Raw genomic sequence first — 24,780 nt, 5'->3', positions numbered from 1 at the left:
AACTGCTACCATACAGTGCGGATTACCACAGGAGAGCGCCCCACTTATGCTGCTTCGTCTTGCCACAGCACTACTGATGTGCAGCGCCATTGCGCCGGTGCACGCGGTCACTATCCATGAAAGCTATGCCTTTGCGAAGCTGGGCGAACCGAAATACGCGGTGAACTTCAGCCATTATGATTACGCCAATCCGGCGGCGCCAAAAGGTGGCAAGATCACCCTCGCCGTGGTGGGCACTTACGACAACTTCAACCGCTATGCGTCGCGCGGCAATCCCGGTATCGGCACTGACACGCTGTACGACGGCCTGTTTACCACCTCAGACGATGAGCCCGGCAGCTACTATCCGCTGATCGCCGAATCAGCACGCTATCCCAGCGATTATCACTGGATGGAGGTGTCAATCAATCCGCACGCGCAGTTTCAGGACGGTACGCCGATCACCGCGCAGGATGTCGCCTTCACCTTCGGCAAATTCATGACCGAAGGCGTGCCGCAGTTTCGCGTGGCGTTTCGTGGCGTGCAGGTGAAAGCGCTGAACCGGCTGACGGTGCGCATTGAGATGCCCAAACCAGATAAAGACCTGGTGCTGAGCTGGATCACGCTGCCGGTGCTGCCGGAAAAATTCTGGCAGAACAAAAAATTCAATGAGCCGCTTGGCTATCCGCCGCTCGCCAGCGGGCCTTACCGCGTCACTTCGTACAAATCCGGCCAGTTCATCCAATATAGCCGGGTGAAGAACTACTGGGCGGCCAATCTGCCGGTGAACCGCGGTCGCTTTAATTTTGATACCCTGCGCTACGACTACTATCTTGATGACAACGTGGCTTTTGAAGCGTTTAAGGCCGGTGCCTATGACCTGCGCGAGGAGAGTTCGGCGAAGAAATGGGCCACACAATATCGTGGGCGCAACTTCACCAGCCACGCCATTGTGAAAGCCACCACGCCGAATGACGTCGCCACCGACACGCGCTGGCTGGCGTTCAATAACGAGAAAGCATTGTTCGCCGACCGCCGCGTGCGCGAGGCGCTGACGCTGGCGTTTGATTTTGAGTGGATGAACAAAGCGCTGTTCTACGGCGCTTACAAGCGGACCGACAGCTACTTCCAGAACACCGCTTACGCCGCCAAAGGCTATCCTGACGCCGATCAGCTGGTCCTGCTCGCGCCCTACAAGGCGCAGCTGCCTGCCGAGGTATTCAACAACGCCTACGCGCCGCCGCACTCTGACGGCAGCGGCTTTGACCGCAACAATCTGCTTCGGGCGATGGCGCTGCTGAAGCAGGCCGGCTGGCAGATCAAAAATCAGCAGTTAGTAAACGTGAAAACCGGCCAGCCGTTTCAGTTTGAACTGTTGCTGCGCAGCGGTTCTCAGAACGACTGGGCGCTGCCGTTCCAGCACAGCCTGGCACGGCTTGGCATTACGATGACGCTGCGTCAGGTGGACAGTTCGCAATATCTGCGCCGGCTGCGCGAAGGCGATTACGACATGATTCCGTCGCTTTATCAGGCGATGCCGTGGCCCTCCACCAGCCTGCAATATGTCTGGCAGTCGGATTACATCAGCTCCTCATGGAACACCGCGCGGGTAAAAGATCCGCTGGTCGACCATTTCGTGCAGCAGATCGTGGCGCATCAGGGCGATGAAAAAGCGCTGCTGCCGCTCGGTCAGGCGCTGGATCGCCTGCTGCTGTGGAACGCCTACATGATTCCGATGTGGTACAACGCCGAACAGCGGCTGGCCTGGTGGGACAAGTTTTCCCATCCGCAGATTAAACCGGCGTTTGCCACCGGGCTGGAAAACTGGTGGTACGATGTGAACAAAGCCGGTCGTTTACCGGCCGATCGACGCTGAGGAGAGCGGTTTGGGTGCTTATTTCCTGCGCAGGCTGTTGCTGATTATTCCCACGCTGTGGGCCATCATCACCCTGAATTTCTTTATCGTACAGATTGCGCCGGGCGGTCCGGTCGATCAGGCGCTGGCCAACATCCAGTTTGGTCATAGCACCGGTCTGCCTGGCAGCGGCGGCAGTGACAGCGGCGCGCGCGGTGCGCTGGTGCGCGACAATCCCGGCGACAGCCAGTATCGCGGCGCGCGCGGGCTGGATCCGGAAGTGGTGGCAGAAATAACTCATCGCTACGGCTTCGATAAGCCACTGCTGCAGCGCTATGGCGAAATGCTGTGGAATTACCTGCGTTTTGACTTTGGCGACAGCCTGTTTCGTAACGCCTCGGTGCTGCAGCTGATTAAAGAGAGCCTGCCGGTGTCGATCAGCCTCGGGTTGTGGAGCACGCTGATCATCTATCTGGTGTCGATTCCGCTGGGCATCAAAAAAGCGGTGCGCAACGGCAGTGCGTTTGATATCTGGAGCAGCATCTTTATTATCATCGGCTACTCTATTCCGGCGTTTTTGTTTGCCATCATGCTGATTGTGCTGTTTGCCGGCGGCAGCTATCTCGACTGGTTTCCGCTCCGCGGCCTCACTTCGCCGCAGTTTGACACGCTGCCGTGGTACAGCAAAATCAGCGATTACCTGTGGCATATCACCCTGCCGGTGCTGGCTACGGTAATTGGCGGCTTTGCCACCCTGACCATGCTGACGAAAAATTCGTTCCTTGATGAGGTGCGCAAACAGTACGTCGTCACGGCGCGCGCCAAGGGTCTGGATGAGAAGCGCATCCTGTACGGCCACGTGTTTCGCAACGCCATGCTGCTGGTGATCGCCGGGTTTCCCGCCAACTTTATCAGTATGTTTTTCACCAGCTCGGTGCTGATTGAGGTGATGTTCTCACTTAACGGCATGGGGCTGCTCGGCTATGATGCCACCATTCAGCGCGACTATCCGGTGATGTTCGGCACGCTGTATATCTTTACGCTGATTGGCCTACTGATGAATATTCTCAGCGATCTGACCTATACGCTGGTCGATCCACGCATTGATTTTGAGGGCCGCTGATGCGTTTATCTCCCGTTAACCAGCAGCGCTGGCAGCGCTTTCGTCACAACCGGCGCGGCTACTGGTCGCTGTGGCTGTTTCTGCTCATCTTTATGCTGTCGCTGGGCGCGGAATTATTAGCCAATGACAAACCGCTGCTGGTGCATTACCAGCAGCGCTGGTACGCACCGCTGCTGTTTAACTACAGCGAGAGTGATTTTGGCGGCCAGTTTGCCACGGCGGCGGATTATCAGGATCCGTGGCTGAAACAACGTATTGACCAGCAGGGCTGGGCGCTATGGGCTCCTATCCGCTTCAGCGACAGCACCATTCATTTCGCCACCGACGTGCCCTTCCCGTCACCACCGTCCGCGCAAAACTGGCTGGGTACCGATGCTAACGGTGGCGATGTACTGGCGCGTCTGCTGTACGGCACGCGCATCTCGCTGCTGTTCGGTTTGCTGTTAACGCTGTTCTCCAGCGTGATTGGCATTGTGGTGGGTGCCCTGCAGGGCTACTTTGGCGGCCGCGTTGACCTCATCGGCCAGCGATTGATTGAAGTGTGGTCCGGCATGCCGACGCTGTTCATGCTGATTCTGCTCTCCAGCGTGATTCAGCCCAATTTCTGGTGGCTATTACTGCTGACGGTGATTTTCGGCTGGATGAGCCTGGTGAGCGTCGTGCGCGCTGAGTTCCTGCGCACGCGTAACTTTGACTATATCCGCGCCGCACGCGCGCTGGGCGTGAGCGATAGCCGCATCATGCTGCGCCACATGTTGCCCAACGCCATGGTTGCCACGCTCACCTTTCTGCCGTTTATCCTGTGCGGTTCGATCACCACGTTGACCTCACTGGATTTTCTCGGTTTCGGCCTGCCGGTGGGCTCGCCGTCGCTGGGCGAACTGCTGCTGCAGGGAAAAAATAATTTACAGGCACCGTGGCTTGGCCTTTCCGGCTTCTTCGCCCTCGCCCTGCTGCTGTCACTGCTGATTTTTATCGGCGAAGCGGTACGCGATGCCTTTGATCCGAGCCGGGGGCGCTAAATGAGTTTGTTAACGGTGAATCATCTGGCGGTGGCGTTCGGGCCGCGCCGCGTGGTGGAAGATATCTCGCTGCGCATTGACGCCGGCGAAACGCTGGCGCTGGTGGGCGAATCGGGATCGGGCAAGAGCGTGACGGCGCTGTCGATTATGCGTCTGCTGCCGCAGCCGCCGGTGAGTTATCCGCAGGGCGAGATCCTGTTTGACGGGCGCGATGTGTTACAGGCCAGCGAACGTGAGATGCGCGGGCTGCGCGGCAACCAGATGGCGATGATTTTTCAGGAGCCGATGGTATCACTCAATCCGCTGCACAGCGTGGAAAAGCAGCTGTATGAAGTGCTGTCGCTGCACCGTGGCATGCGGCGTGAAGCGGCGCGCGCTGAAATTCTCAGCTGCCTCGATCGCGTGGGCATTCGCCAGGCCGCGACGCGCCTGCAGGATTTTCCGCACCAGCTGTCCGGCGGCGAGCGCCAGCGCGTGATGATCGCCATGGCCTTGCTGACGCAGCCCAAACTGCTGATTGCCGATGAGCCCACCACGGCGCTGGATGTCACGGTACAGGCACAGATTTTACAGCTGCTGCGCGAACTGCAGCGCGAACTGAACATGGGCATGCTGTTCATTACCCATAACCTGAACATTGTGCGTCAGCTGGCCCACAGCGTGACGGTGATGCGCAACGGGCGCGAGGTGGAACACAACCGCTGTGACGCACTGTTTCGCCAGCCACAGCAGCCTTATACCCGTGAGCTGCTGGCCGCCGAGCCGGACGGCGCACCGGTGCCGCTGATCGACGCGCCGCCGCTGTTGCAGGTAACTAATTTGCAGGTGGGTTTCCCGATTCGCCGTGGACTGCTGAAGCGCACCGTGGCGGAAAAAACCGCGCTACACAATCTCAGTTTTACCCTGCGGCGCGGCGAAAGCCTCGGGTTAGTCGGCGAATCCGGGTCAGGCAAAAGCACCACCGGCCTGGCGCTGCTGCGCCTGATTGCTGCGCGCGGCGAGATCTGGTTCGACGGCCAGCCGCTGCATCAGCTGAGCGCGAAGCAGCTACTGCCGCTGCGCCAGCGCATTCAGGTGGTGTTTCAGGATCCCAACTCTTCACTCAATCCGCGCATGACGGTACAGCAGGTGATTGCCGAAGGGCTGGCGGTGCACCAGCCGCAGCTTAGTGCTGCCGAACAGGAAGCCAGAGTCATTGCGGTGATGGAAGAGGTTGGTCTGGAGGCAGCGAGCCGCAGCCACTACCCGGCGGAATTCTCTGGCGGTCAGCGCCAGCGCATCGCCATTGCCCGCGCGCTGATCCTGCAGCCGCAGCTGATTGTGCTGGATGAACCCACCTCGTCGCTGGACCGCTCGGTGCAAAAGCAGATCCTCACCCTGCTGCGCCGTTTACAGCAGCAGCATCAGCTGGCGTATCTGTTTATCAGTCACGATTTGCAGGTGGTGCGCGCGCTGTGTCATCAGCTGGTAGTGTTGCGCCAGGGTGAAGTGGTGGAACAGGGTGAATGCGAAGCGCTGTTCAACGCGCCCGCAGCAGAGTATACGCGTCAGCTGCTGGCCTCCGCGCAGGGCGAGATCGGGCCTCAGTGACCGTCAAAGGTTTCGGCGATCGCCACGCCCTGATTTTTCAGACAGCAGTTAGTGGCGCTCTCGTCACCGCGCTGAATCAGCAAACACGGCTGCCCTTCACATTCGGCAATTTTGCACTCGACCTGAATCTGCGCCAGCGTTTCCTGTAGCTGCTGCAGGATCTCCAGCGCCGGATGGCCATCATGGCTCAGCAGGCGCAGCGCGACCAGATCCCCGTCATGCGCGCCGTTCGCTGCTTCCTGGCGTTCAATGGCGCCGGCATGTTCCAGCGACCAGCGGTAAAGTTGTGGTAAACGATGCACAACCGAGAGTTGCAGCATAGTGTTTCGGTTCCCAGAGACAGTAACGTTATTCACAACGGACGGCTTCATCGCGGTGAATCCCCACCTGGCAAGCTCAGCATACGGACGTCAAGGATAGCCTTCTCGTTTTAAGCACAAAGCGTGACGCAACTTTATTATTTGCGAGCTTTCTCGCATTTATGCCTATGTTTACCGCGTTACGCGGCGCTTAACAATCATTTTAGACGCAATGTCGTTACTTTTTTATCAATTAATTTTCACAATATGGAAACATTAAGCAGAGCGAGAGTGCGGAGAGGGGCAAATCAGGAGGTGAAATAACAGCGGGCTTAGCATAGACCCGCCGCCATCACGCGGTGTGGCGCGGACGGGCGGCGTAGCTGAACAGCACGATTGATACAGTAGCGCACAGCGCGATAGTGGCGACCATCGGCCAGGCGCTGTTGACGCTGACCAGCGACAGTAGCGCGCCAACCAGCGCACCGACGCCGAAGCGCAGCGTACCGGCCAGCGAGGATGCGGTGCCGGCCATATGGGGAAATTCGTCGAGGATCACCGCCATCGCATTGGAGGAGACGGTCGATACGCAGCCAATGAACATTGCCACGCCAAACACCAGCGGCAGGAAACCGAGGTTGAGCGCGCTGACAATCAGCAGCCAGATGCCCATGGCAAACTGAATCAGCAGACCGAGGCGGAACATCGCCAGCGGTCCGAAACGGCGCACCGCGCGGCTGTTAATCAGCGTCATGACAAACAGAAACACCACGTTGAGGCCAAAGTAGTAGCCGAAATTCTGCGGCGACACATGGTTCACTTCAATGTAAACAAACGGCCCGGCGTTAAGAAAGGTAAACAGCCCGGCAAACGAGAAGCCGCTTGCCAGCATATAGCTGAAGGCGCGTTTGTGCCGCACCAGCGCGACAAAATTGCTCAGCGTGGTGCGCAGGTGAAAACGCTGCCGCTGCTCGGGCTTAAGCGTTTCGCGGATCTGCGTTACCACCAGCACGGTGGTAATCAGTGCGGCCAATGCCAGCGTCCAGAAGATGGCGTGCCAGTTCCACAGCAGCAGCAGCCAGCCGCCGATAATCGGGGCCAGCAGCGGCGCAATGGTGGTGATCAGCATGACAAACGACATCATGCGCGAGAAATCTTCTTTCGAATAACTGTCGCGCATCAGGGCGTTAATTACCACGCTGGCCGCGGCGGCGGAGAGCCCGTGCAGGAAACGCATCAGAATCAGCTGGTCAATGGATTGCGACAGCGCACAGGCTGCCGCCGCGCAGGCAAAAATCAGCGTGCCAAGCACAATCACCGGTTTACGTCCGTAGCTGTCCGCCAGCGGGCCATACACCAGCTGACCAATGGCGAAGCCGAGGATGTAGAGATTCAGCGTCATCTGTACGCTGCCGGCCGACACCGCGAATTCACGGGCGATTTGCGGCATTGCCGGCAGATACATATCAATGGAGAGCGGCATCAGCATCGCCAGCAATCCCAGAATCACCACTAATCCCACCGGTGAATTTTTTTCCTTACGCACCACTGTCTCCCGCTATTTGCGCTGTTTCAGTTCGTCCGGCAGGCCGATGCTGTTGATTTCCGCCTCGGTCAGTTCACGGTATTCGCCTTCACCGAGCTCCTCATCCAGCACAATCTCACCGATGCTTTCACGATGCAGCGCCGTGACGTGGTTGCCCATCGCCGCAAACATACGTTTCACCTGGTGATAGCGCCCTTCACTGAGGGTAAGGCGCGCGGCTTTCTCATCGAGGATTTCCAGCTGCGCCGGTTTGGTCAGATCTTTCTCGTTGTGCAGCTGAATGCCGGCAGCAAATTTTTCGATCAGCCCCGCATCAAGCGGCTGCTCCAGTTCCACCAGGTAGGTTTTCTCCAGGTGATGGCGCGGAGAAGTAATGCGATGCGACCACTGACCATCATCGGTCAGCAGCACCAGCCCGGTGGTATCAATATCCAGCCGCCCTGCCGCGTGCAGTTTGAACGCCGCCGGCTCCTCAATGAAATAGAGAATGGTGGGATGATCCGGATCGTCGGTGGAGCAGACATAGCCCTGCGGTTTATTCAGCATGAAATAGCGCGGGCCCTGCTGCACCGTCAGCGGATTGCCGTCGTACTCTACGGCATCGTCCGGCAGGACTTTATAGGCGGTGTCGCGCACCACTTCGCCATTGATGGTGATCTTTCTGCCACGTATTTCACGGCCGGCGATGGCACGGCTAACTTCCAGTTGCTGAGATATGAATTTGTCGAGTCGCATGAATTCGCTTTTTTGCCTGTTACTGCGGAGGGGAACTGAAACGGCATTTGCCCGGTAAATCATTTACAGCGTAGCGCGGCGGCCACGGCATAATTGAGAGCAGGGTTAACCGTTGAAAAAGTGTGGGCAGTATAGCCTGAACCTTCGCCTGCTAATAGTGCCGATCCTGCGTTTCAGCCACTTTCATGGCATAATGCGCGTCCGTTCCAGAAAAAGCCGGTTCCCATGTCGTTTACCCTGCGCCCCTATCAGCAAGAAGCCGTTGATGCCACCGTTGCCCATTTTCGCCGCCACGCCACGCCAGCGGTGATTGTGCTGCCGACCGGCGCCGGCAAAAGCCTGGTGATCGCCGAACTGGCGCGGCTGGCACGCGGTCGCGTGCTGGTGCTGGCTCACGTCAAAGAACTGGTGGAGCAGAACCACAGTAAATATCAGGCGTATGGCCTGCAGGCGGACATCTTCGCCGCGGGCCTGCAGCGCAAGCAGAGCGACGGTAAAGTGGTATTCGGCAGCGTGCAATCGGTGGCGCGCAATCTGGCCAGTTTTGACAGCGCCTTTTCGCTGGTGATTGTCGATGAGTGCCATCGCATCAGCGACAACGAGGAGAGCCAGTATCAGCAGCTGTTCGCCCATCTGCGCCAGCACAATCCGCAGCTGCGTCTGCTGGGGCTGACCGCCACGCCATTCCGCCTGGGCAAAGGCTGGATTTACCAGTACCACTATCACGGCATGGTGCGAGGCGATGATAATGCGCTGTTCCGCGACTGCATCTACGAATTGCCGCTGCGCTATATGATCAAACATGGGTTTCTGGTGCCACCCGAGCGGCTGGATATGCCGGTGGTGCAGTACGATTTCAGTCGGCTGATCCCGCAGAATAATGGCCTGTTCAGTGAGGCCGATCTTAACCGCGAACTGAAACAGCAGCAGCGCGTCACGCCGCAGATCATGCGACAGATCATCGAGTTCGCTGAGACGCGCCGCGGCGTGATGGTGTTTGCCGCGACCGTTGAACACGCGCGGGAAATCCTCAGCCTGCTGCCGGAAAACAGTGCGCTGGTATCGGCAGAAACCCCGGTGAAAGAGCGTGACCGGCTGATTCAGCAGTTCAAAGCGCAGCAGCTTAAGTTTCTGGTTAACGTGGCGGTGCTGACCACCGGCTTCGACGCGCCGCACGTCGATTTGATCGCCATTCTTCGCCCGACCGAATCGGTCAGCCTGTATCAGCAAATTGTCGGTCGCGGGTTGCGGCTGGCACCGGGCAAAACCGACTGCCTGATCCTTGATTACGCCGGAAACCCGCACGATCTCTTTACGCCCGAAGTCGGCGCACCGAAAGGCGCCAGCGATAACCAGCCGGTGCAGGTGTTTTGTCCGGCCTGCGGCTTTGCCAACACCTTCTGGGGCAAGGCGACCGAAGATGGCCACGTCATTGAGCACTTTGGCCGCCGCTGTCAGGGCGTGCTCGACGATGACGAGGGCCATCGCGCGCAGTGCGACTACCGTTTCCGCTTTAAAAGCTGCCCGGACTGCGGTGCAGAAAATGATATCGCCGCGCGCCGCTGCCAGCAGTGCGACAAGGTGCTGGTCGACCCCGATGATATGCTGAAAGCGGCGCTGAAGCTGAAAGACGCGCGCGTACTGCGCTGTAGTGGTATGACGCTGGCGCACGGACGCGATGATAAAGGCGAGTGGCTGCAAGCCACCTATTACGATGAGGATGGCACCGACGTCAGCGAGCGTTTTCGCCTGCGCACCCCGGCGCAGCGCACTGCCTTTGAGCAGCTGTTTATGCGGCCACATCAGCGTGCGCCCGGCGTGGAGCTCGGCTGGCAGACCGCCGCCGATGTGGTGGCGCTGCAGCCGCTGCTGCGCCATCCCGATTTTGTGGTGGCGCGCGCCAAAGGCCACTTCTGGCAGGTGCGGGAAAAAATGTTCGATTATCAGGGACGCTATCGCCGCGCCAACGAGCTGCGCTAAGCGGCGGAATCATTTGCCCCGCTGTGGCAATCCGGCTATAATGCCGCCCGCTTTTGCATCCGTAAAAGCGTATTGAATAACCGTCCTGTTGCTGGGTCGCCTGTAGCAGGAACTATAGAAGAGATCTTAAGATGTTCACTATTAATGCAGAAGTACGTAAAGAGCAGGGTAAGGGTGCGAGCCGCCGCCTGCGCGCAGCGAACAAATTCCCGGCCATCATCTATGGCGGTAAAGACGCTGCGGTTTCTATCGAACTGGACCACGACTCTGTGATGAACATGCAGGCTAAGCCTGAGTTCTACAGCGACGTGCTGACTCTGGTTGTTGACGGTAAAGAAACCAAAGTTAAAGTTCAGGCTGTTCAGCGTCACCCGTTCAAGCCAAAACTGCACCACATCGACTTCGTTCGCGCTTAATCGCTAACGGGTTGACGAAAAAACGCCGCATCTGCGGCGTTTTTTTATGGCGCAAATCCGGCGATCACTGACCGCCGGTACGACGCTGCAGCTGATCGCGCAGATTCGGCGGCGTGCCTTTGATGGTCAGCGTATCGGTGGCCGGATCCCAGAAAATGCGCTCGCCCAGCAGCATGGCATCAAAGTTAAGCGTTAATCCCCCGCCGCTACCGGCAAACTTCGTCAGCTGACGCAGGGTGCTGCGGTCAGCCGGGAAATGCTCTTCCAGCTCATAACCCTGCTCCTGGGTAAACGCCTGAAAGGTTTTTTCGCCCAGCGGCGGCAGTTCGCTGGAGAGATCTTCCAGCGCAATCTCCTCGCCCGCCTGCAGCTGCTCATTGCAATAGCTGTAGACCTGCTGGCGATAGTTCTGGCGCTCATTTTTATCCAGGCTGGACTCGGCACAGTAATCATCTACCGCCTGCAGCAGCCCGCGGTTCTGTGCTTTGGTATCCAGACCGACGCTGGCGCCGAGGAAATCCATGAAGAAATCGGCCACTTTGCGCCCCACGCGTCCGCGCAGGAAGGTCAGGTAGCGCGTGGATTCCGGATTGGTTTCCCACTCGGTTAGATCGATACGCGCCACGATATCGGCATGGTTGATGTCCAGATAGTGCGTGCTGCTAATGTCAAGCTGCTCGTTAACGCGCATGCTCGACTGGCTGTTCAGCACCGCCACCAGCAGATACTCCACCGCCAGATAGCGATAGTGCAGAAACAGCACCACGCCGCCTTCAGCGAACGGGTATTTGCTGAGCTCGTCGCGCAGGCGGCCGGTAGCCGCACGGCTGAACGCCAGGAAGTCATCCTGCCCTTTGCGGCAGTTGCGCAGCGCTTCCGCCAGCTCGCTGTCTTCATTAAACAGGCCGTAAGCCTTGCTTTTGGCGCTATAGACGCGGTGTAACTCTTCCGCCATCTCTTCCACCGCCTGCGTGGCAGGTAACAGGGTATCGCGCAGCACCAGTTCCAGCTGGTTTTCATCACGTTTGACTAACTGATGCAGGGCAATCTGGTCGATATCCAGACTCATGGTAGACTATCCTTTTGGCTCAGGCGCGTATTCAAACACCGCCCGCAGCCGCTTTCAACTGCGCGCACAAACTGATCGTTCTACTTGCGATAAAATTGCGGAAAAAAGTGCGTTGTTACGGTAATATACCGCGTTTTCACACTTGATTAGTCGACGATATGCCACAATCATCCCGTTACAGCGACGCGCGCGTCGAACAGCTTCTCGCGCAGCTGGCGCAGGTTCTTGAAAAAGACAAAGCGCCAACCGATCTTTCCCTGATGGTGTTGGGGAACATGGTGACCAATTTGATCAACACCGACATCGCACCGGCCCAGCGCCGCAGCCTCGCCCGCTCGTTTGCGGAAGCGCTGCAGTCTTCCGTGCGCGATGACAACGCCCACTAAATTGCAGATTTGACCTCATAAATATGGTAACCAACCGGCAGCGCTACCGTGAAAAAGTCTCCCAGATGATCAGCTGGGGGCACTGGTTTGCCCTGTTTAATATTCTGTTTGCGCTTATTTTAGGCAGCCGCTACCTGTTGGTCGCCGACTGGCCCTCTTCCCTCGCCGGCCGTATTTATGCGTTTACCAGCTGGATTGGCCATTTCAGCTTTATCGTGTTTGCCGCTTATCTGCTGATCATCTTCCCTCTGACGTTTGTCGCCATGTCGCAGCGGTTGCTGCGCGTGCTCTCCGCCGTGGTCGCCACAGCCGGGCTGACGCTGATTATGGTCGACAGCGCGGTGTTCAACCGTTTCCATCTGCACCTCAATCCGGTGGTGTGGGAACTGGTGGTCAACCCCGATCAAAGCGAGATGGCGCGCGACTGGCAGCTGATGTTTATCAGCGTACCGCTGATTTTCCTGGTTGAGATGCTGTTTGCCACCTGGAGCTGGCAAAAGCTGCGCAGCCTGAACCGGCGTTCTTTTGGCAAGCCGCTGGCCGCGCTGTTTATCAGCGCCTTCTTTGCCAGTCATCTGCTGTATATCTGGGCGGATGCCAACTTCTACCGACCGATTACCATGCAGCGTGCCAACCTGCCGCTCTCCTATCCGATGACCGCACGGCGCTTTCTGGAGCGACACGGTCTGCTGGATGCGCAGGAGTATCAGCGCCGTCTGGTGCAACAGGGCGATCCGGAAGCGCTGTCGGTGCAGTATCCGCTCAGCGATATTACGTTCCGCGATGGCGGGACGCGCCACAACCTGCTGATTCTGACGGTGGACGGCCTGAACAATGCCACGGTGGATAAAGCGCTGCCATCGCTCAATCAGTTCGCCAGTGAAAATGTGCGCTTTACCCAGCATTACAGCGCCGGACTGCAGCCGGAAAAAGGCCTGTTCGGCCTGTTCTACGGTATCTCCTCCAGCTACATGGACGGCGTGCTGGCGGCGCGCATGCCCTCTGCCCTGCTCGGCGCGCTGAACAGCCAGGGTTATCAGTTCGGCCTGTTCTCTTCCGATGGCTTTAGCCAGCCGCTGTACCGTCAGGCGCTGCTGGCGGATTACAGCCTGCCGCAGGCCGACAGCCAGCCCAACAGTACCACGGTGACACAGTGGCAAAACTGGCTCAATGGTCAGAAAGGCGGCGCGCCCTGGTTCTCATGGATCGCGCTCAACGGCGTGACGGTAACCGGCGACAGCACCAAAGCGCGCCAGCGCAGCTATATGCGCCAGGCGACGGTGCTGCATACGCTGCAGCAGAATGATGCGCTGAAGAATACCGTGGTGGTGATCACGGCGCAGCGCGCCATCACCTTCGACAACAGCGATAATCCGGGCAACCGCGCCACGCTGCAGGTGCCGCTGGTGGTGCACTGGCCGAATACCCCGGCACAGAGCATCGATCGCCTGACCGATCAGCAGGATGTGATGACCACGCTGATGCAGCGCCTGCTGCACGTGCGCACCAATCCGGTTAACTATTCACAGGGTGAAGATCTGTTTGCCGCGCAGCGCAGCCATAACTGGGTCGCCAGCAGTGAAGATGGCAAACTGGTGGTGACCACGCCAACGGTGACGCTGGTGCTCAGCAACAACGGTAATTACAGCGCGTACGATGCCCAGGGCAAAGAGCTGAAAGATCATAAACCTCAGCTGGCGCTGCTGTTGCAGGTGCTGACGGAAGAGAAACGGTTCACGGCAAACTGATTAATTATGAGGCAGTTAAGCTGCCGGCATATTGCAATCGCCAACGGAACCAGTACTATAACCCTCCACGTTCGGCACGTAGCGCAGCCTGGTAGCGCACTGTCATGGGGTGTCAGGGGTCGGAGGTTCAAATCCTCTCGTGCCGACCAAAATCCCAAAGAAAAGCAGCCTTTTACGGCTGCTTTTTTTATTGGCTGAACTTTGCGAGAGTAAAACCCGGCGCGCCCCGAGCGCGATGGTTTTCAGCGCGCGGATTGCCACGCGTCTACGGGTTAAACGTCAGCGGAATTTCCGTCTCGCAGGATTGCACCAGAATCAGCGGGCATTTCTTCACCTTACACGCCTGCGAATAAGCCAGCTCGCACACTTCGCAGATATCGCGCACTTCCGACTCATATTCATACTCCATGAAGTAGCGAAACGTACCGCTGCGCGTGTCGCTGCGCCAGAAGCGTTGCGGTTCCAGGATTTCATCCAGCTGCCTGAAGGTCAGGGCTGAGGGGTTGTGAAAACCCACTCTTACACGATATTTAGTCATGCCCTGATAATTATCGAGATTTGGCCGCGTTGCCAGCCGGAAACAATTCTCGCTGGGATAGGGAAAATCTTTGCTAACGCTGGCACATCGGGCGCCGCAACCCGATCCGTAACGGTTGCGGCGCAGAGGAAAGGCTTTGACCGTCAGCGCTGGATTTTCAATTCATCATCCCAGCGGTCTGGCGCCGCGTTTGCGGGATCGTGATCCTGCAGCAAAAACTCGCCGTTTTGCTGGGCGATCTGCTCACCGGTATCCGTAATCGCGTTTTGAATAAACACCTTTGCCTGCGCGCCATTCACAAAAGTGAGCTGATGGAAGGCGGTTTTGTTGCCCCAGTCTTTTGACGGCGCTGAAATATAGCGGATGGTGTAACTCTGGTCCTCAACGCTGCCCTGCATCACGTAGAGGCCATAATGATTTTCACCCTGCGACAGGATTTTATACACCCCGTTGCTGTAGTAATAAATCACCGCATCCGGGAACGGCTTTTCATCATAGAGTTTGCGGTAGTGCAATTTATGCACAAAGTTGGGTTTGCCGGGCACCATTTCAATATTGCCCTGCGCATTCTGGAAGCTGAGATCCGCTGCCTGTGCAGCGCCTACGCTCATGCAACCCAGTAACATTATGCCAGCCAGTTTTTGCATCGTTCGCTCCTTAGCCTCTTCGTCAGCCACCAGCATGTTACGCCCACGCTTTACCCCGGTTAAACGAAGCGGCTATCGATGTGTGATGGGCTTCATAATACAGCCACCACAGGAAGGATAGAGATGGAAAATGACCGCGTCATTACCGCGCCAGACGCGGCTATTCGTCACCACTGCAACTGGCCCTGACCTTATTGTTCAGGGTGCAAAATCCTGCAGCATAATCTCGCATCACACTTCATTCATGCTGCGAAACAGGTACTTAACTGAAGTCAGCAAAGCCGACCGGGATCACGTTTTTACTGATTTGTGACAGCAATTCATTAAAGTGAAACAAAAATGTCACAGATTTCCCCTACCCTAAAGCTCCCGTTTATTTGATGGAATCTCGTTATGGTCATCAAAGCAAAAAACCTGCAGGATGCGGAAGAACTCCTGCACTCAGGCATCAGCAAAGTGGAGCTGGCGTATGATATTGGCAGCGATGATTTCTTCCGCCTGGCGAGCCACTGGTGCGACCGTGGTGCACGCATTACCAAAGGCCACCACCATTTTGTGGTGCAGATGAAGAGCTTCGCTATCCCGCCAAATCGCTAACCCGCAGCAGCCTTTTCGGCTTGCTCTGCCCGCGGCTGACTGGTAAAACACGCTTTTCCATCAGCCGTTACTCGTTATGTTCTCAGCCGAAACATCCCTGCCGCTGCCCGCTTGTGGTTTTATCACCGCCGCTGGCCACACCGCTGAATCGCTGTCGCTGGCGTGGTGCCGCTTTGATCGGCAACAGTGGCACGCCGCTTTACCTGCGCAGTGGCAACTGCCGCTGCCGTCTGCACTACAGCAGGCAGCCAGCAAACGCAAAATTGAATATCTCGCCAGCCGCTGGCTGGTGCGGCAACAGCTGGCGCAGCTGGGAATCACTGATTTTGTGCTGCACAACGCGCCGGATCGCTCACCGTGCTGGCCGGCAGGCATCCGTGCTTCGCTGTCGCACAGCCATGACTGCGTGGTGCTGGCCGCGACGCGCGAGGCATTATATGTGGGCATTGATGTTGAGCAGGTGATGGCAGAGGAAACCGCGCAGGACACGGCGGAACTGCTGATGAACGCGCAGGAGCGCGCGCTGCTTGAGGGCCAGCCGCTGCCCTTTGCGCAGGCGGCAACGCTGCTGTTTTCGCTGAAAGAGAGTCTTTATAAGGCGCTATGGCCGCGGCTGCATCAGCCCATGGCATTTCATCAGGCTGCGCTGATTGAGCTCGACCTGCCGCAGCAGCGCGCCAGGCTGCAGCTGTGTCAGGATTTCAGCGCGGAATTTACCCGTAGCACCGTGCTGGACGCACGCTTCTGGCTGCAGCCGGCGCGTGTGGTCACACTGCTCACTCACCCGGCCTGCGAGCAATAAAAAACCGGCGCGGAATGAGCCCGGGCCGGTGACAACACAAGACGACAGAAGTGTTCCAGGGAGGCAGAGACGAGGATCTCTGCTGCGACCCACTGTATCCCGCTGACAACGTCCTGCCCAATAAGGGTTTTTGCTAAGCTTTGCCGCCAGCCGTCAATCGCCGGTATCGGTGCGTTTGACGGCATCCAGCGTGGCCATTTCGCGCTCGCGGCCGGTCAGCTCGCTTAACTGCCCATCGCGCATTTCCAGCAGCCGATCGGCATGAATAAAGTAGTGATCGTCATGGCTGATGGCGAACACGGTTTTGCCGGATGCCTGGAGCCACGGCAGCAGCTCGCGGTAGAAGATACGGCGGAAGTGCGGGTCCTGATCGGCCGCCCACTCATCGAGCAGCAGGATATCGCGCTCCTCTGCCGCCGCCAGCAGCAGAGCAAGGCGCTTGCTCTGCCCTTTCGACAGCTGCAGGTTGAGTACCCGGTTGCCTTCCAGCTTCAGCTTGTCCTGCATTTTCAGCCGTTCCAGCCACTGCTGCACCAGCGCCGGATTAGCCGGCTCACCACCGCGACGAATCAAACGGTCAAACAGGTGCACGTCAGTGAACACCGCCGAGAAGTGCTGGCGATAAGCATCAAGGTTATGCCAGTCCACCTCTTTACCGTCCAGCAGCAGGCGGCCTGAATGCGGCTGATACAGGCCGGTCAGCAGCATCGCCAGCGTGGATTTACCGCTGCCGTTACCGCCAATCAGAAACACCAGTTCTCCGCGGCGCAGCGTCAGGTTGATCGGCCCGACGGCAAAACCGTGCTCGCCATAATGGAAACAGACGTCGCGCAGCTCCAGCGTCTGCCAGTCGCTCACCGTCGGCAGCGCGTTGAAACCGGCGCTATAGGGTGCCAGATCGAAGGTATTAATTTTCCGCAACGCCACCTGTGCGCTGAGCAGCGTCGGCAGCGCGCCTACTGCCGCCAGCAGCGGCGTGCGCAGGAACAGCAGCGTCAGCGAATAGGTCGCGGCGACAGCGGTATTGGCCCAGCCCAGACCGTTGGCCATGAAGAACACAATACCAATCGCGCCGAGCATCATAATGTTCGACCAGTTCACCGCGCTGAGATGGAAGGTATCGGCGCGCACAATGTGACGACGATAGTCCGTGGCATTTTCCTGATAGACGGTGTCGTAAATCAGCCGGGCGCGCTCGCGGTTAAGCTGCAGCTCCTTGCGCCCTTCAATGATGGTCTGAAAATCGCGGTACAGCTCGTCCTCGATGTCGCGCAGCTTCGCCATGTGCTGATAGACGCGCGACACCAGCAGCCAGCCGCCGATCAGCGTCACCACCAGCCATAGCGTGGTGATCAACAGCATTTGCGGTGACAGCCATGCCAGATAGATCGCGGAACCCAGCGTAATAATGATGCCCTGAATCAGCTCCGGCAGGCGCACAAACGCGATAGTGATGGCACGCACGTCGCTGGTCAGGCCGGCCAGCAGCTGAGCGTTACCAATCTGCTCAATGCGTTCAACCCGGGTATCCAGAATACGCTTGATAAACTCACCGCGCAGCCGCCAGACAAAATGGTGGCCGAGCTGAGTCAGCGCCAGCTGCGATGCCAGCGTCACCGCCATCAGCAGAAACAGCTGGGCGAGAAAGCCCGGCAGCACGGTGAGCGAGGTATTAACTGCCACGATCAGTTCATTATTGATGTAGGCGATCAGCCCGATACCCAGCGCGGCGCTGAGCAGCGTCAGCACAATCACGCCAATAAACGGCCAGCGGTACTGGCGAAAAACAACCTGAAGCAATGCCATTAAAAATTATCCAGAGGTCAACCAGGCAGCCTGCAGTTTAATGGCGCTTCGGGTGAAGGCAAGAATAATTCTCATCCGTTTTACGGTTACTGGGCGCGGCGGAATGTCAGGTTGTAACGGAACGCGCCAGCCTGCGGATGGATGCCCGCTTTTAGCGGCAAAATGCCATGATAGCGCAGGCGCGACGGACCGCCCCACACCACGATATCGCCGTGCTCCAGCAGCACGCGCTGCGTCGCATCGCCGCGCTCAAAACCGCCAAACTGAAAAACGGCCGGCAGGCCAAGCGATACCGAGACAATCGGCTGGCGTAAGTCCTTCTCATCTTTATCCTGATGCAGCGTCAGTTTGGCACCGGGCTCATAGCGGTTAATCGGGCAGGCGTCCGGGTTGAAACCGGCAAAGCCGGCCTCCTGCGCGGTCTGCTGCGCCAGCGTGCGGAACAGCGCGGGCATCGGCGGCCATTTACGGCCGCTGCTGACATCCTGTTCGGTGTACTGGTAACCGCGCGAATCGGTCGACCAGCCGAAATCGCCGCAGTTGGTCATGGCGACTGACATGCGATGTCCACCCGGCGTGATGCGATGGGCAAACGGGTTAAGGGCCGCGACGTCATGAATTGCCGCCAGCAGCGCATCGGCCTGCTCGCGCGCCCGGCGACGCAGAATCACCGCGCCCTCGGCCAGCGGCTCCTGCCATGGCGCGTCTTCACTAAATAGATCCAGCACAGTTACCTCCTGTCAGGTCAGGGCTGATCGATAAGAAACGATTTGAACTGTGGCGACATCCAGTGGCTGAAGCCGTCGCCCTGCTTCGTAATCAGATACACCGCCAGATGCTGTTTCAGCGCCAGCGCTTTGGCACGCTCAGTGCCGAGCACCATCAGCCCGGTGTCCCAGCCGTCGGCTTCCAGCGCAGTGGTGGCAATCACCGTGGCTGAGACCAGCCGGTGATCGATGGGCCGGCCGCTGGCCGGGTCGATCACGTGCGAGATGCGTTTGCCATCCAGTTCATAATAGTTGCGATAGCTGCCGGAGGTGCTGATTCCGTGCCCCTGCAGATCGACGCGTGCCTCCACCGCGTTCTCGCGATCGGTCGGTTTCTGGATGGCTACCCGCCACGGCTGCTGGCTGGCATTCAGGCCGCGACTCAGCACTGCCCCGCCCACCGACACCAGATAATTAGTGATGCCCTGCTGCTCCATCAGCCGCGCCAGATGATCGGTGGCGTAGCCTTCGCCCATGGTGGAGAGATCGACATACAGGCCAGGCAGATCCTTCTGCAGCCACTGGCCGTTCACCGTTTCAATCACGCGCAGGTGCTGCAGGCCGGTCTGCGCTTTGGCGGCGGCGATGGCGGCATCCGATGGCGTATGCGCCGGCTGCTGCGCCGGGCCAAAGCCCCACAGATTCACCAGCGGTCCGACGGTAATGTCCATCGCGCCGCCGGTCAGCTGGCCGATGCGCAGCGCGCGGGTGACGATATCGGCCATATCGGCACTGACCGGCTGGGGATCCTGCCCCTGATACTGATTGAAGCGCGACAGCACCGAGTCCTTTTTCCAGGTGGAGAGTTCGCCATCGTCGCGATCGAGCTGCTGCTGAATCGCCTGCTGCAGCGCGGCTTTACGCTGAGAATCCACGCCCGCCAGACTCACGCGCCACACCGTTCCCATGGTTTTGCCTTCCAGCACCAGCGCCTGCTGCGCCGGTTTTTGCTCGCACCCGCTCAGCAGCAGTGCTACCATGCCTGTCAGCAGAATGTTCTGAAAATTCATCAATTCCTCGTCTGTAACTCATTACTACAGCCTATTACAAAGCATAACTCGCTTGTAAAACCGTCTAAAGCTGCTTGAAGTTGATCGCTGGCTGGCACAGCATACTGCGTTCCTGCACGAGAATCCTTACAGGAGCGACAGATGATTTATATGATTCTTGCTATTACCGCCGGGTTATTTGCTTACGGAAGCTTCCGTTGCTGGCAGCACTATCGCCACCGCCTGATTCAGCACTATCCGTCGCGCCGACGTTAAGGCATTGCACCAGCGTCGTGCATCCTGCACCGCTTCAGCGCTGGCGCAGTGTAACAAAGCGGCCACGGGGCGCGTGGCGCTGAGAGCGGTAGCATGGCATGAATTGTGCAGCGTTGATGCTGGGTTGAACATCAGCGAGGTGCAAGATGAGTAAGGCAACAGAACAACAGGATAAATGGCAGCGCTGGCTGAGCTTTTCCGCCTTTACGCTGGCGGGCGTGGCGCTGGAAGGCAGCCTGCCGCCTGCCACCACATCCCCGCAGCAGGCGGCAAAGGCCAGACGCTGGCGCAACGCGCCGTAAATTACAGACCCAGCTCGCTCAGGCCCGGATGATCGTCCGGGCGTCTGCCAGCCGGCCAGTGAAACAGCCGCGCTTCAGCGCTGATCGGCAAATCGTTGATGCAGGCGAAGCGCTGAATCATCAGACCATCGGCACCAAAGTGCCAGTTTTCATTGCCGTAGCTGCGGAACCAGTTGCCGCTGTCATCGCGCCACTCATAGGCAAAACGCACCGCCAGCTTATCGTGGTGCCACGCCCACAACTCTTTAATCAACCGATAATCCAACTCGCGGGCCCATTTACGCTGCAAAAAGGTCACGACGTCCGCGCGGCCGTTAACGAATTCGCTGCGATTGCGCCAGCGGGTATCTTCACTGTAAACCTGCGACACGCGCTGCGGATCGCAGCTGTTCCAGGCATCTTCCGCCATACGCACTTTTTCTAAGGCACTTTGATGATCGAACGGGGGGATGAGCATTTTTTATCTCCTGATGATGTAGACAGGTCTGTCTACTTGATTCATCCTGCCGTATGTAGACAATTCTGTCTACCCCCGAAAACAGGAATTTTTTCTTATGCTCGCACCCCTGCTGTTTGATGCCAGCGCCAGCGCGCGCGATCGCATCCTGCTCAGCGCGCAACAGCTGTTTTATGCGCAAGGCATCCGTGCTACCGGCATCGATAAAGTGATTGCCGCGGCTGGCGTGACCAAAGTGACCTTCTACCGCCACTTTCCGGCCAAAAATGACTTAATTCTGGCGTTTCTGCAGCAGCGCCATCAGCGCTGGATGAGCGGCTTTCGCAGCGCGCTGGCGCAGCAGCCTGCCATCAACGTGGCGCTGCCGGCTGCGTTACTGAGCTGGTTTCAGGAGGAGGATTTCCGCGGCTGTGCGTTTATTAATAGCGCGGCAGAACTGGCTGATACCCTGCCGGAAGCGAGCGCCCTGATTCGCCAGCACAAGCGGGAGATGGCGGCCGCCATTGCCGAAAGACTCAGCGCGGCGCAGCAGGAAAAAACCGGGCAGATCGTGTTGCTGGTGGATGGTGCAATCGTGCAGGTTCAGATGGGGGAAGCGGCGCAGCAGGTGACGGCAACGCTGCAGGCGGCGCTGAACGCGCTGCTGGAGAGCAGAGCGTGACCCGCAGGCCACGCTCTCCGGCTTAGAACTGGTAAACCAGGCCCAGCGCTACGATGTCGTCGGTGTTGATACCGGCCGCATCGGTGAAGTTGTTGTCGTCCAGCAGGTTGATCTGGTAATCAACATAGGTCGACATGTTTTTGTTGAAGTAATAGGTCGCACCCACGTCGACATATTTTTTCAGGTTCTGGCTACCGTAACCTTCGATATCGCTGCCGCGTGAGGAGACGAAGGCCAGCGACGGACGCAGACCGAAGTCAAACTGATACTGTGCCACCAGTTCCCAGTTGTCCGCTTTGTTGGCATAGCCGTACGCAGCGGAATCCACCGCACCGAAGCGGGTTGCGTTGTAAGAACGGGTGTACATCGCCGCCAGATACACGTTGTTAGCGTCATATTTCAGACCGCCGGTGTAGGCTTCGGCTTTATCACCGCGACCGAGAATGCCTGGCGCGTTGCCGTTCTGATTGTTGGTACGGTCAGACTGGAACATCGCCGCACCCAGACCGAAGCCGGAGCCAAGATCGTAGGTGGTGCTCAGGCCCCAGCCGTCGCCGTTCTCACCCAGGACATCACGACCGGAAGAGGATTCGGTTGGGTTGTCGTTTTTGCCCTGATACTGCACGGCAAAGTTCCAGCCATCCACCAGACCGAAGAAGTTGCTGTTGCGGTAAGTCGCCAGGCCGTTGCTGCGCTGGAACATGAAGTTGTCCGCGCCGTAGGTGTCACCACCAAACTCTGGCAGCACATCAGTCCAGGCGCCGATGTCATACAGTACGCCGTAGTTACGGCCGTAGTCGAACGAGCCCGCATCACCGAATTTCAGGCCGGCGAAGCCGACACGGGTGTAGCTGTTAGCGGTACCCTGCGATTCTGCGGTGTTCAGCGCAGCCTGGTACTCCCACTGACCGTAGCCGGTCAGCTGGTCGGTCACCTGAGTTTCACCTTTAAAACCAAAACGCAGGTAAGACTGGTCACCGTCCTGGCCATCGTTGTCCGAGAAATAGTGCAGGCCGTCTACTTTGCCGTAGAGGTCTAATTTGTTGCCATCTTTGTTATAAATTTCAGCTGCGCTTGCTGAGCCTGCCACCAGCAATGCAGGAATCATCAGGGAGAGAACGCGACGTTTCATTTTATTACCCTCTGTAATGTGCCTTTTATATGTGCCACTGCTAACTGAATGCTTAAAAATTCAGCCGGCAAGCCATTGTTATTTTATGGAGAGCAATAATCTATCACGAAAATGATACTAAATTTCCGAAAGTGTTTCATTGTATTAAATAGTTATTTCTAAGTGTAAATTTCGCGGAACTAATAATCAGCACACATCGGCAAAAAATATCGCACTAATTGATAAACAGAATTTTATTCATTTAAATACATAGGGATAAGATGAGATAAGCTGCCGCACTGAATGATAAAACTTAACGCCACTCAGCGCATACAATTACTCCCGCTATCATCATTTATTTCATTATTACCTTCATTCACCCCGAATGAGAGATTTACCCTAATTCCCGCCGGACATGATTGTCCGGCATTTTTTTGCCTGCCATTTTTCTTCCGCTGTGTAATTTTATGTAAACCTGTTTACTGAGGTTAAATTAACCGCCACTCAGGACGCCATTATTTGTTCGTTTTCGCACTTATTGTTCATTACTTAGCCATGATTGCGCAATGTTAATTTCCGGGCGTAATAAAGTTGCACGGAAATATAGCCGATGCGTTTGCCTGGCCGTTTGCGGAATATTCTTTACCATTATTCAGTGAGTTAGCGTTGCCGCAGTAATCGATTTTCACCCCAACTTAAGCCAAATTTTCACTGAATCTGTCGGCTTACTAAGAGCCAGAGAGCTTATGGAGCCCAGGAAATGTCTGGAAAAGCGCAGCGCCTGGCAAAAGATCGGTAATATGCTCTTTTCTGGCGACCATTTTTGCCCTGCTCTTCGCCTTCATTGAGCGGTGCCGCGCCAGCTTTAATGCTAAACTTCGTCGCTCGAACGACTTATGACAACGACACCTTTATGACAGCACTGGACGCCGCACAGCCCAACAAATTGCATCAGCGTGTCAATCTGGGAACACGCCTCGTTTTTCTCATCGCCGGTTTAAGCATGTCTGCCTGGGCGCCGCTGGTGCCGTTTGCCAGCCAGCGTCTCCAGCTGACGGGCGCGTCGCTGGGCGGCCTGCTGCTGTGTCTTGGCATTGGTTCACTGGCAGCAATGCCGGTGACCGGTGCGCTGGTGGCACGCTTTGGCTGCCGCCGCGTTATGCTGTGCTCCACGCTGGTGATACTGGCAGTACTGCCGCTGCTGGCAACGCTGGATGTGATGTGGTTGATGGCCGCCACGCTGATGGTGTTCGGTGCCGGGCTCGGCATGCTGGATGTGGCCATGAATGTACAGGCGGTTGAGGTTGAGAAAGCGGCGGCCAAGCCGATGATGTCCGGTTTCCACGGTTTCTTCAGCCTTGGCGGTATTCTCGGCGCCGGCGCGGTCAGCCTGTTACTTGGTGCGGGTCTGACACCGCTGCAGGCAGTCGGCGTTATCATGCTGCTGATGGTGCTGCTGTTGCTGTGCAGCCTGCCGACGCTGATGACAGAGCGCCTGCATCAGCCCGATCAACCCTGGCTGGTGATCCCGCGCGGCTGGGTCGCCTTCCTCGGTTGCCTGTGCTTTATTCTGTTCCTTGCGGAAGGCGCGGTACTCGACTGGAGCGCCCTGCTGCTGCTGCAAAGCCCGGGCATGAGCGTGGCGCACGCCGGTCTGGGTTACGCCATCTTCTCCATCGCCATGACCATAGGTCGTCTGACGGGCGATAAAGTGATTCAGCGCTTTGGCCGCTATCCGGTGATGCTGACCGGTGCGCTGGCAGCGGCAGCCGGCATGACGCTGGCGGTGCTGCTGCCGTGGCCGCAGGCGGCGCTGCTGGCCTTTTTGCTGGTGGGCTTTGGCCTGGCCAATACCGTGCCGATGCTGTTTAATGCCGCCGGTAATCAACAGGATATGCCGGCCAATCTGGCGATTTCCGCCATGACAACGCTCGGCTATGCGGGTATTCTTTCAGGCCCGGCTTTAATCGGCTTTATTTCCCAGTGGCTCAGCCTGAGCGGCGCGTTTTTACTTATCGCCCTGCTGCTGCTGGCGGTTGCCGCCAGCGCCCGGCTGGTCGCGCGTTAATTGCAGGATCC

24 protein-coding genes and 1 tRNA gene are annotated in these 24,780 nt (G+C 57.7%); 14 read left to right on the top strand and 11 right to left on the bottom strand.

Translation table 11 applies throughout. The features are described 5' to 3' along the window. The first annotated feature begins 46 nt into the window (after nucleotides 1–46). The 4 genes from AC6I7J_RS06700 to yejF are packed head-to-tail and all read left to right on the top strand — an operon-like array spanning nucleotide 47 to nucleotide 5,569. On the top strand, nucleotides 47–1,855 hold the full coding sequence (locus tag AC6I7J_RS06700; protein WP_498007023.1) for an extracellular solute-binding protein: 1,809 nt from the start codon (nucleotides 47–49) through the stop codon (nucleotides 1,853–1,855). A gap of 10 nt (nucleotides 1,856–1,865) precedes the next feature. Continuing rightward, complete coding sequence (locus AC6I7J_RS06695) at nucleotides 1,866–2,957, top strand: microcin C ABC transporter permease YejB (protein ID WP_498007022.1); 1,092 nt, start codon at nucleotides 1,866–1,868, stop codon at nucleotides 2,955–2,957. Continuing rightward, nucleotides 2,957–3,979 (top strand): ABC transporter permease, encoded by a 1,023-nt coding sequence (locus AC6I7J_RS06690; protein ID WP_264240047.1) that lies wholly within the window; start codon nucleotides 2,957–2,959, stop codon nucleotides 3,977–3,979. Before AC6I7J_RS06695 ends, AC6I7J_RS06690 begins: the two co-directional genes overlap by 1 nt. After that, a complete protein-coding gene (yejF, locus tag AC6I7J_RS06685; RefSeq protein WP_498007021.1) occupies nucleotides 3,980–5,569 on the top strand; it encodes a microcin C ABC transporter ATP-binding protein YejF in 1,590 nt (529 codons plus the stop codon). Here yejF and AC6I7J_RS06680 read toward each other — a convergent pair. From AC6I7J_RS06680 to rsuA, 3 genes are all read right to left on the bottom strand, one after another. Continuing rightward, complete coding sequence (locus tag AC6I7J_RS06680) at nucleotides 5,563–5,889, bottom strand: YejG family protein (protein ID WP_021509254.1); 327 nt, start codon at nucleotides 5,887–5,889, stop codon at nucleotides 5,563–5,565. The two genes, yejF and AC6I7J_RS06680, sit on opposite strands and share 7 nt — an antisense overlap. A 331-nt stretch (nucleotides 5,890–6,220) precedes the next feature. After that, a complete protein-coding gene (locus AC6I7J_RS06675) occupies nucleotides 6,221–7,414 on the bottom strand; it encodes a Bcr/CflA family multidrug efflux MFS transporter (protein ID WP_021509253.1) in 1,194 nt (397 codons plus the stop codon). 12 nt (nucleotides 7,415–7,426) lie between these two features. Then, a complete protein-coding gene (gene rsuA / locus AC6I7J_RS06670; protein ID WP_021509252.1) occupies nucleotides 7,427–8,149 on the bottom strand; it encodes a 16S rRNA pseudouridine(516) synthase RsuA in 723 nt (240 codons plus the stop codon). A 225-nt stretch (nucleotides 8,150–8,374) separates the two neighbouring features. On the opposite strand from rsuA, the gene radD reads away from it, so the two are divergent. Continuing rightward, nucleotides 8,375–10,129, top strand: coding sequence for a DNA repair helicase RadD (gene radD / locus AC6I7J_RS06665; RefSeq protein ID WP_494260169.1), 1,755 nt, complete (start codon nucleotides 8,375–8,377; stop codon nucleotides 10,127–10,129). Nucleotides 10,130–10,260: 131 nt separating this feature from the next. Continuing rightward, the gene (gene rplY, locus AC6I7J_RS06660) at nucleotides 10,261–10,545 is read left to right on the top strand and encodes a 50S ribosomal protein L25 (RefSeq protein ID WP_058775794.1); all 285 of its coding nucleotides are present in this window, start codon (nucleotides 10,261–10,263) and stop codon (nucleotides 10,543–10,545) included. 64 nt (nucleotides 10,546–10,609) lie between these two features. Here the strand turns inward: rplY and yejK are convergent, their stop codons facing one another. Next, complete coding sequence (gene yejK / locus AC6I7J_RS06655) at nucleotides 10,610–11,614, bottom strand: nucleoid-associated protein YejK (protein WP_021509250.1); 1,005 nt, start codon at nucleotides 11,612–11,614, stop codon at nucleotides 10,610–10,612. 158 nt (nucleotides 11,615–11,772) lie between these two features. On the opposite strand from yejK, the gene AC6I7J_RS06650 reads away from it, so the two are divergent. From AC6I7J_RS06650 to AC6I7J_RS06640, 3 genes are all read left to right on the top strand, one after another. After that, nucleotides 11,773–12,000 (top strand): YejL family protein, encoded by a 228-nt coding sequence (locus AC6I7J_RS06650; RefSeq protein WP_021509249.1) that lies wholly within the window; start codon nucleotides 11,773–11,775, stop codon nucleotides 11,998–12,000. Between the two features lie 23 nt (nucleotides 12,001–12,023). Then, nucleotides 12,024–13,748: an LPS biosynthesis-modulating metalloenzyme YejM gene (gene yejM / locus AC6I7J_RS06645; protein ID WP_498007020.1), complete on the top strand. Its 1,725-nt coding sequence runs from the start codon at nucleotides 12,024–12,026 to the stop codon at nucleotides 13,746–13,748. A 72-nt stretch (nucleotides 13,749–13,820) separates the two neighbouring features. Beyond that, nucleotides 13,821–13,897, top strand: a tRNA-Pro gene (locus AC6I7J_RS06640). 116 nt (nucleotides 13,898–14,013) lie between these two features. Here the strand turns inward: AC6I7J_RS06640 and AC6I7J_RS06635 are convergent. Both AC6I7J_RS06635 and AC6I7J_RS06630 read right to left on the bottom strand, forming a co-directional pair. Then, on the bottom strand, nucleotides 14,014–14,286 hold the full coding sequence (locus AC6I7J_RS06635; RefSeq protein ID WP_498007019.1) for a hypothetical protein: 273 nt from the start codon (nucleotides 14,284–14,286) through the stop codon (nucleotides 14,014–14,016). 143 nt (nucleotides 14,287–14,429) lie between these two features. Beyond that, nucleotides 14,430–14,933: a hypothetical protein gene (locus tag AC6I7J_RS06630; RefSeq protein WP_498007018.1), complete on the bottom strand. Its 504-nt coding sequence runs from the start codon at nucleotides 14,931–14,933 to the stop codon at nucleotides 14,430–14,432. Between the two features lie 393 nt (nucleotides 14,934–15,326). Here AC6I7J_RS06630 and AC6I7J_RS06625 point away from each other — a divergent pair, with 393 nt between their 5' ends. Together AC6I7J_RS06625 and AC6I7J_RS06620 are read left to right on the top strand one after the other, a co-directional pair. After that, on the top strand, nucleotides 15,327–15,530 hold the full coding sequence (locus AC6I7J_RS06625; protein ID WP_010618078.1) for a hypothetical protein: 204 nt from the start codon (nucleotides 15,327–15,329) through the stop codon (nucleotides 15,528–15,530). 76 nt (nucleotides 15,531–15,606) lie between these two features. Further along, nucleotides 15,607–16,332, top strand: a complete 726-nt coding sequence (locus AC6I7J_RS06620; RefSeq protein ID WP_211726739.1) for a 4'-phosphopantetheinyl transferase family protein — start codon at nucleotides 15,607–15,609, stop codon at nucleotides 16,330–16,332. A 153-nt stretch (nucleotides 16,333–16,485) separates the two neighbouring features. On the opposite strand, the gene AC6I7J_RS06615 is transcribed toward AC6I7J_RS06620, so the two are convergent. The 3 genes from AC6I7J_RS06615 to apbE all read right to left on the bottom strand — a co-directional run bounded on the left by AC6I7J_RS06615 (nucleotide 16,486) and on the right by apbE (nucleotide 19,915). Continuing rightward, on the bottom strand, nucleotides 16,486–18,138 hold the full coding sequence (locus AC6I7J_RS06615) for a multidrug ABC transporter permease/ATP-binding protein (RefSeq protein WP_498007017.1): 1,653 nt from the start codon (nucleotides 18,136–18,138) through the stop codon (nucleotides 16,486–16,488). An 86-nt stretch (nucleotides 18,139–18,224) separates the two neighbouring features. Then, nucleotides 18,225–18,866 carry a DNA oxidative demethylase AlkB gene (alkB, locus tag AC6I7J_RS06610; protein ID WP_498007016.1) on the bottom strand — a complete coding sequence of 214 codons (642 nt, stop codon included), beginning with the start codon at nucleotides 18,864–18,866 and terminating at the stop codon, nucleotides 18,225–18,227. Between the two features lie 17 nt (nucleotides 18,867–18,883). Next, nucleotides 18,884–19,915 (bottom strand): FAD:protein FMN transferase ApbE, encoded by a 1,032-nt coding sequence (gene apbE, locus AC6I7J_RS06605; protein WP_058775798.1) that lies wholly within the window; start codon nucleotides 19,913–19,915, stop codon nucleotides 18,884–18,886. Nucleotides 19,916–20,316: 401 nt separating this feature from the next. Between apbE and AC6I7J_RS06600 the strand changes: the two genes are divergently transcribed. Continuing rightward, nucleotides 20,317–20,472 carry a hypothetical protein gene (locus tag AC6I7J_RS06600; RefSeq protein WP_164861051.1) on the top strand — a complete coding sequence of 52 codons (156 nt, stop codon included), beginning with the start codon at nucleotides 20,317–20,319 and terminating at the stop codon, nucleotides 20,470–20,472. 1 nt (nucleotide 20,473) lies between these two features. On the opposite strand, the gene AC6I7J_RS06595 is transcribed toward AC6I7J_RS06600, so the two are convergent. After that, the gene (locus tag AC6I7J_RS06595) at nucleotides 20,474–20,929 is read right to left on the bottom strand and encodes a nuclear transport factor 2 family protein (RefSeq protein WP_058758444.1); all 456 of its coding nucleotides are present in this window, start codon (nucleotides 20,927–20,929) and stop codon (nucleotides 20,474–20,476) included. Between the two features lie 97 nt (nucleotides 20,930–21,026). Between AC6I7J_RS06595 and AC6I7J_RS06590 the strand changes: the two genes are divergently transcribed. Beyond that, on the top strand, nucleotides 21,027–21,590 hold the full coding sequence (locus AC6I7J_RS06590) for a TetR/AcrR family transcriptional regulator (protein ID WP_058758443.1): 564 nt from the start codon (nucleotides 21,027–21,029) through the stop codon (nucleotides 21,588–21,590). A gap of 22 nt (nucleotides 21,591–21,612) precedes the next feature. Here the strand turns inward: AC6I7J_RS06590 and ompC are convergent, their stop codons facing one another. After that, complete coding sequence (gene ompC / locus AC6I7J_RS06585; RefSeq protein ID WP_031280043.1) at nucleotides 21,613–22,722, bottom strand: porin OmpC; 1,110 nt, start codon at nucleotides 22,720–22,722, stop codon at nucleotides 21,613–21,615. An 892-nt stretch (nucleotides 22,723–23,614) separates the two neighbouring features. Between ompC and AC6I7J_RS06580 the strand changes: the two genes are divergently transcribed. Beyond that, a complete protein-coding gene (locus AC6I7J_RS06580; protein ID WP_021509236.1) occupies nucleotides 23,615–24,769 on the top strand; it encodes an MFS transporter in 1,155 nt (384 codons plus the stop codon). The last annotated feature ends 11 nt before the right edge of the window (nucleotides 24,770–24,780 follow it).

It is taken from the genome of Type-C symbiont of Plautia stali (genome assembly GCF_059730935.1).
This window is presented reverse-complemented; position numbering and strand designations above follow the sequence as displayed.

Bases quoted from the DNA above. Each gene is read 5' to 3' on its own strand.
- yejK (WP_021509250.1), bottom strand. From the start codon at position 11,614: ATGAGTCTGGATATCGACCAGATTGCCCTGCATCAGTTAGTCAAACGT.
- AC6I7J_RS06595 (WP_058758444.1), bottom strand. From the start codon at position 20,929: ATGCTCATCCCCCCGTTCGATCATCAAAGTGCCTTAGAAAAAGTGCGT.
- yejM (WP_498007020.1), top strand. From the start codon at position 12,024: ATGGTAACCAACCGGCAGCGCTACCGTGAAAAAGTCTCCCAGATGATC.
- rsuA (WP_021509252.1), bottom strand. From the start codon at position 8,149: ATGCGACTCGACAAATTCATATCTCAGCAACTGGAAGTTAGCCGTGCC.
- rplY (WP_058775794.1), top strand. From the start codon at position 10,261: ATGTTCACTATTAATGCAGAAGTACGTAAAGAGCAGGGTAAGGGTGCG.
- yejF (WP_498007021.1), top strand. From the start codon at position 3,980: ATGAGTTTGTTAACGGTGAATCATCTGGCGGTGGCGTTCGGGCCGCGC.
- AC6I7J_RS06650 (WP_021509249.1), top strand. From the start codon at position 11,773: ATGCCACAATCATCCCGTTACAGCGACGCGCGCGTCGAACAGCTTCTC.
- AC6I7J_RS06700 (WP_498007023.1), top strand. From the start codon at position 47: ATGCTGCTTCGTCTTGCCACAGCACTACTGATGTGCAGCGCCATTGCG.
- AC6I7J_RS06600 (WP_164861051.1), top strand. From the start codon at position 20,317: ATGAGTAAGGCAACAGAACAACAGGATAAATGGCAGCGCTGGCTGAGC.
- apbE (WP_058775798.1), bottom strand. From the start codon at position 19,915: ATGAATTTTCAGAACATTCTGCTGACAGGCATGGTAGCACTGCTGCTG.
- radD (WP_494260169.1), top strand. From the start codon at position 8,375: ATGTCGTTTACCCTGCGCCCCTATCAGCAAGAAGCCGTTGATGCCACC.
- AC6I7J_RS06635 (WP_498007019.1), bottom strand. From the start codon at position 14,286: ATGACTAAATATCGTGTAAGAGTGGGTTTTCACAACCCCTCAGCCCTG.
- AC6I7J_RS06680 (WP_021509254.1), bottom strand. From the start codon at position 5,889: ATGCTGCAACTCTCGGTTGTGCATCGTTTACCACAACTTTACCGCTGG.
- ompC (WP_031280043.1), bottom strand. From the start codon at position 22,722: ATGAAACGTCGCGTTCTCTCCCTGATGATTCCTGCATTGCTGGTGGCA.
- AC6I7J_RS06625 (WP_010618078.1), top strand. From the start codon at position 15,327: ATGGTCATCAAAGCAAAAAACCTGCAGGATGCGGAAGAACTCCTGCAC.
- AC6I7J_RS06690 (WP_264240047.1), top strand. From the start codon at position 2,957: ATGCGTTTATCTCCCGTTAACCAGCAGCGCTGGCAGCGCTTTCGTCAC.
- AC6I7J_RS06620 (WP_211726739.1), top strand. From the start codon at position 15,607: ATGTTCTCAGCCGAAACATCCCTGCCGCTGCCCGCTTGTGGTTTTATC.
- AC6I7J_RS06590 (WP_058758443.1), top strand. From the start codon at position 21,027: ATGCTCGCACCCCTGCTGTTTGATGCCAGCGCCAGCGCGCGCGATCGC.
- AC6I7J_RS06630 (WP_498007018.1), bottom strand. From the start codon at position 14,933: ATGCAAAAACTGGCTGGCATAATGTTACTGGGTTGCATGAGCGTAGGC.
- AC6I7J_RS06580 (WP_021509236.1), top strand. From the start codon at position 23,615: ATGACAGCACTGGACGCCGCACAGCCCAACAAATTGCATCAGCGTGTC.
- AC6I7J_RS06615 (WP_498007017.1), bottom strand. From the start codon at position 18,138: ATGGCATTGCTTCAGGTTGTTTTTCGCCAGTACCGCTGGCCGTTTATT.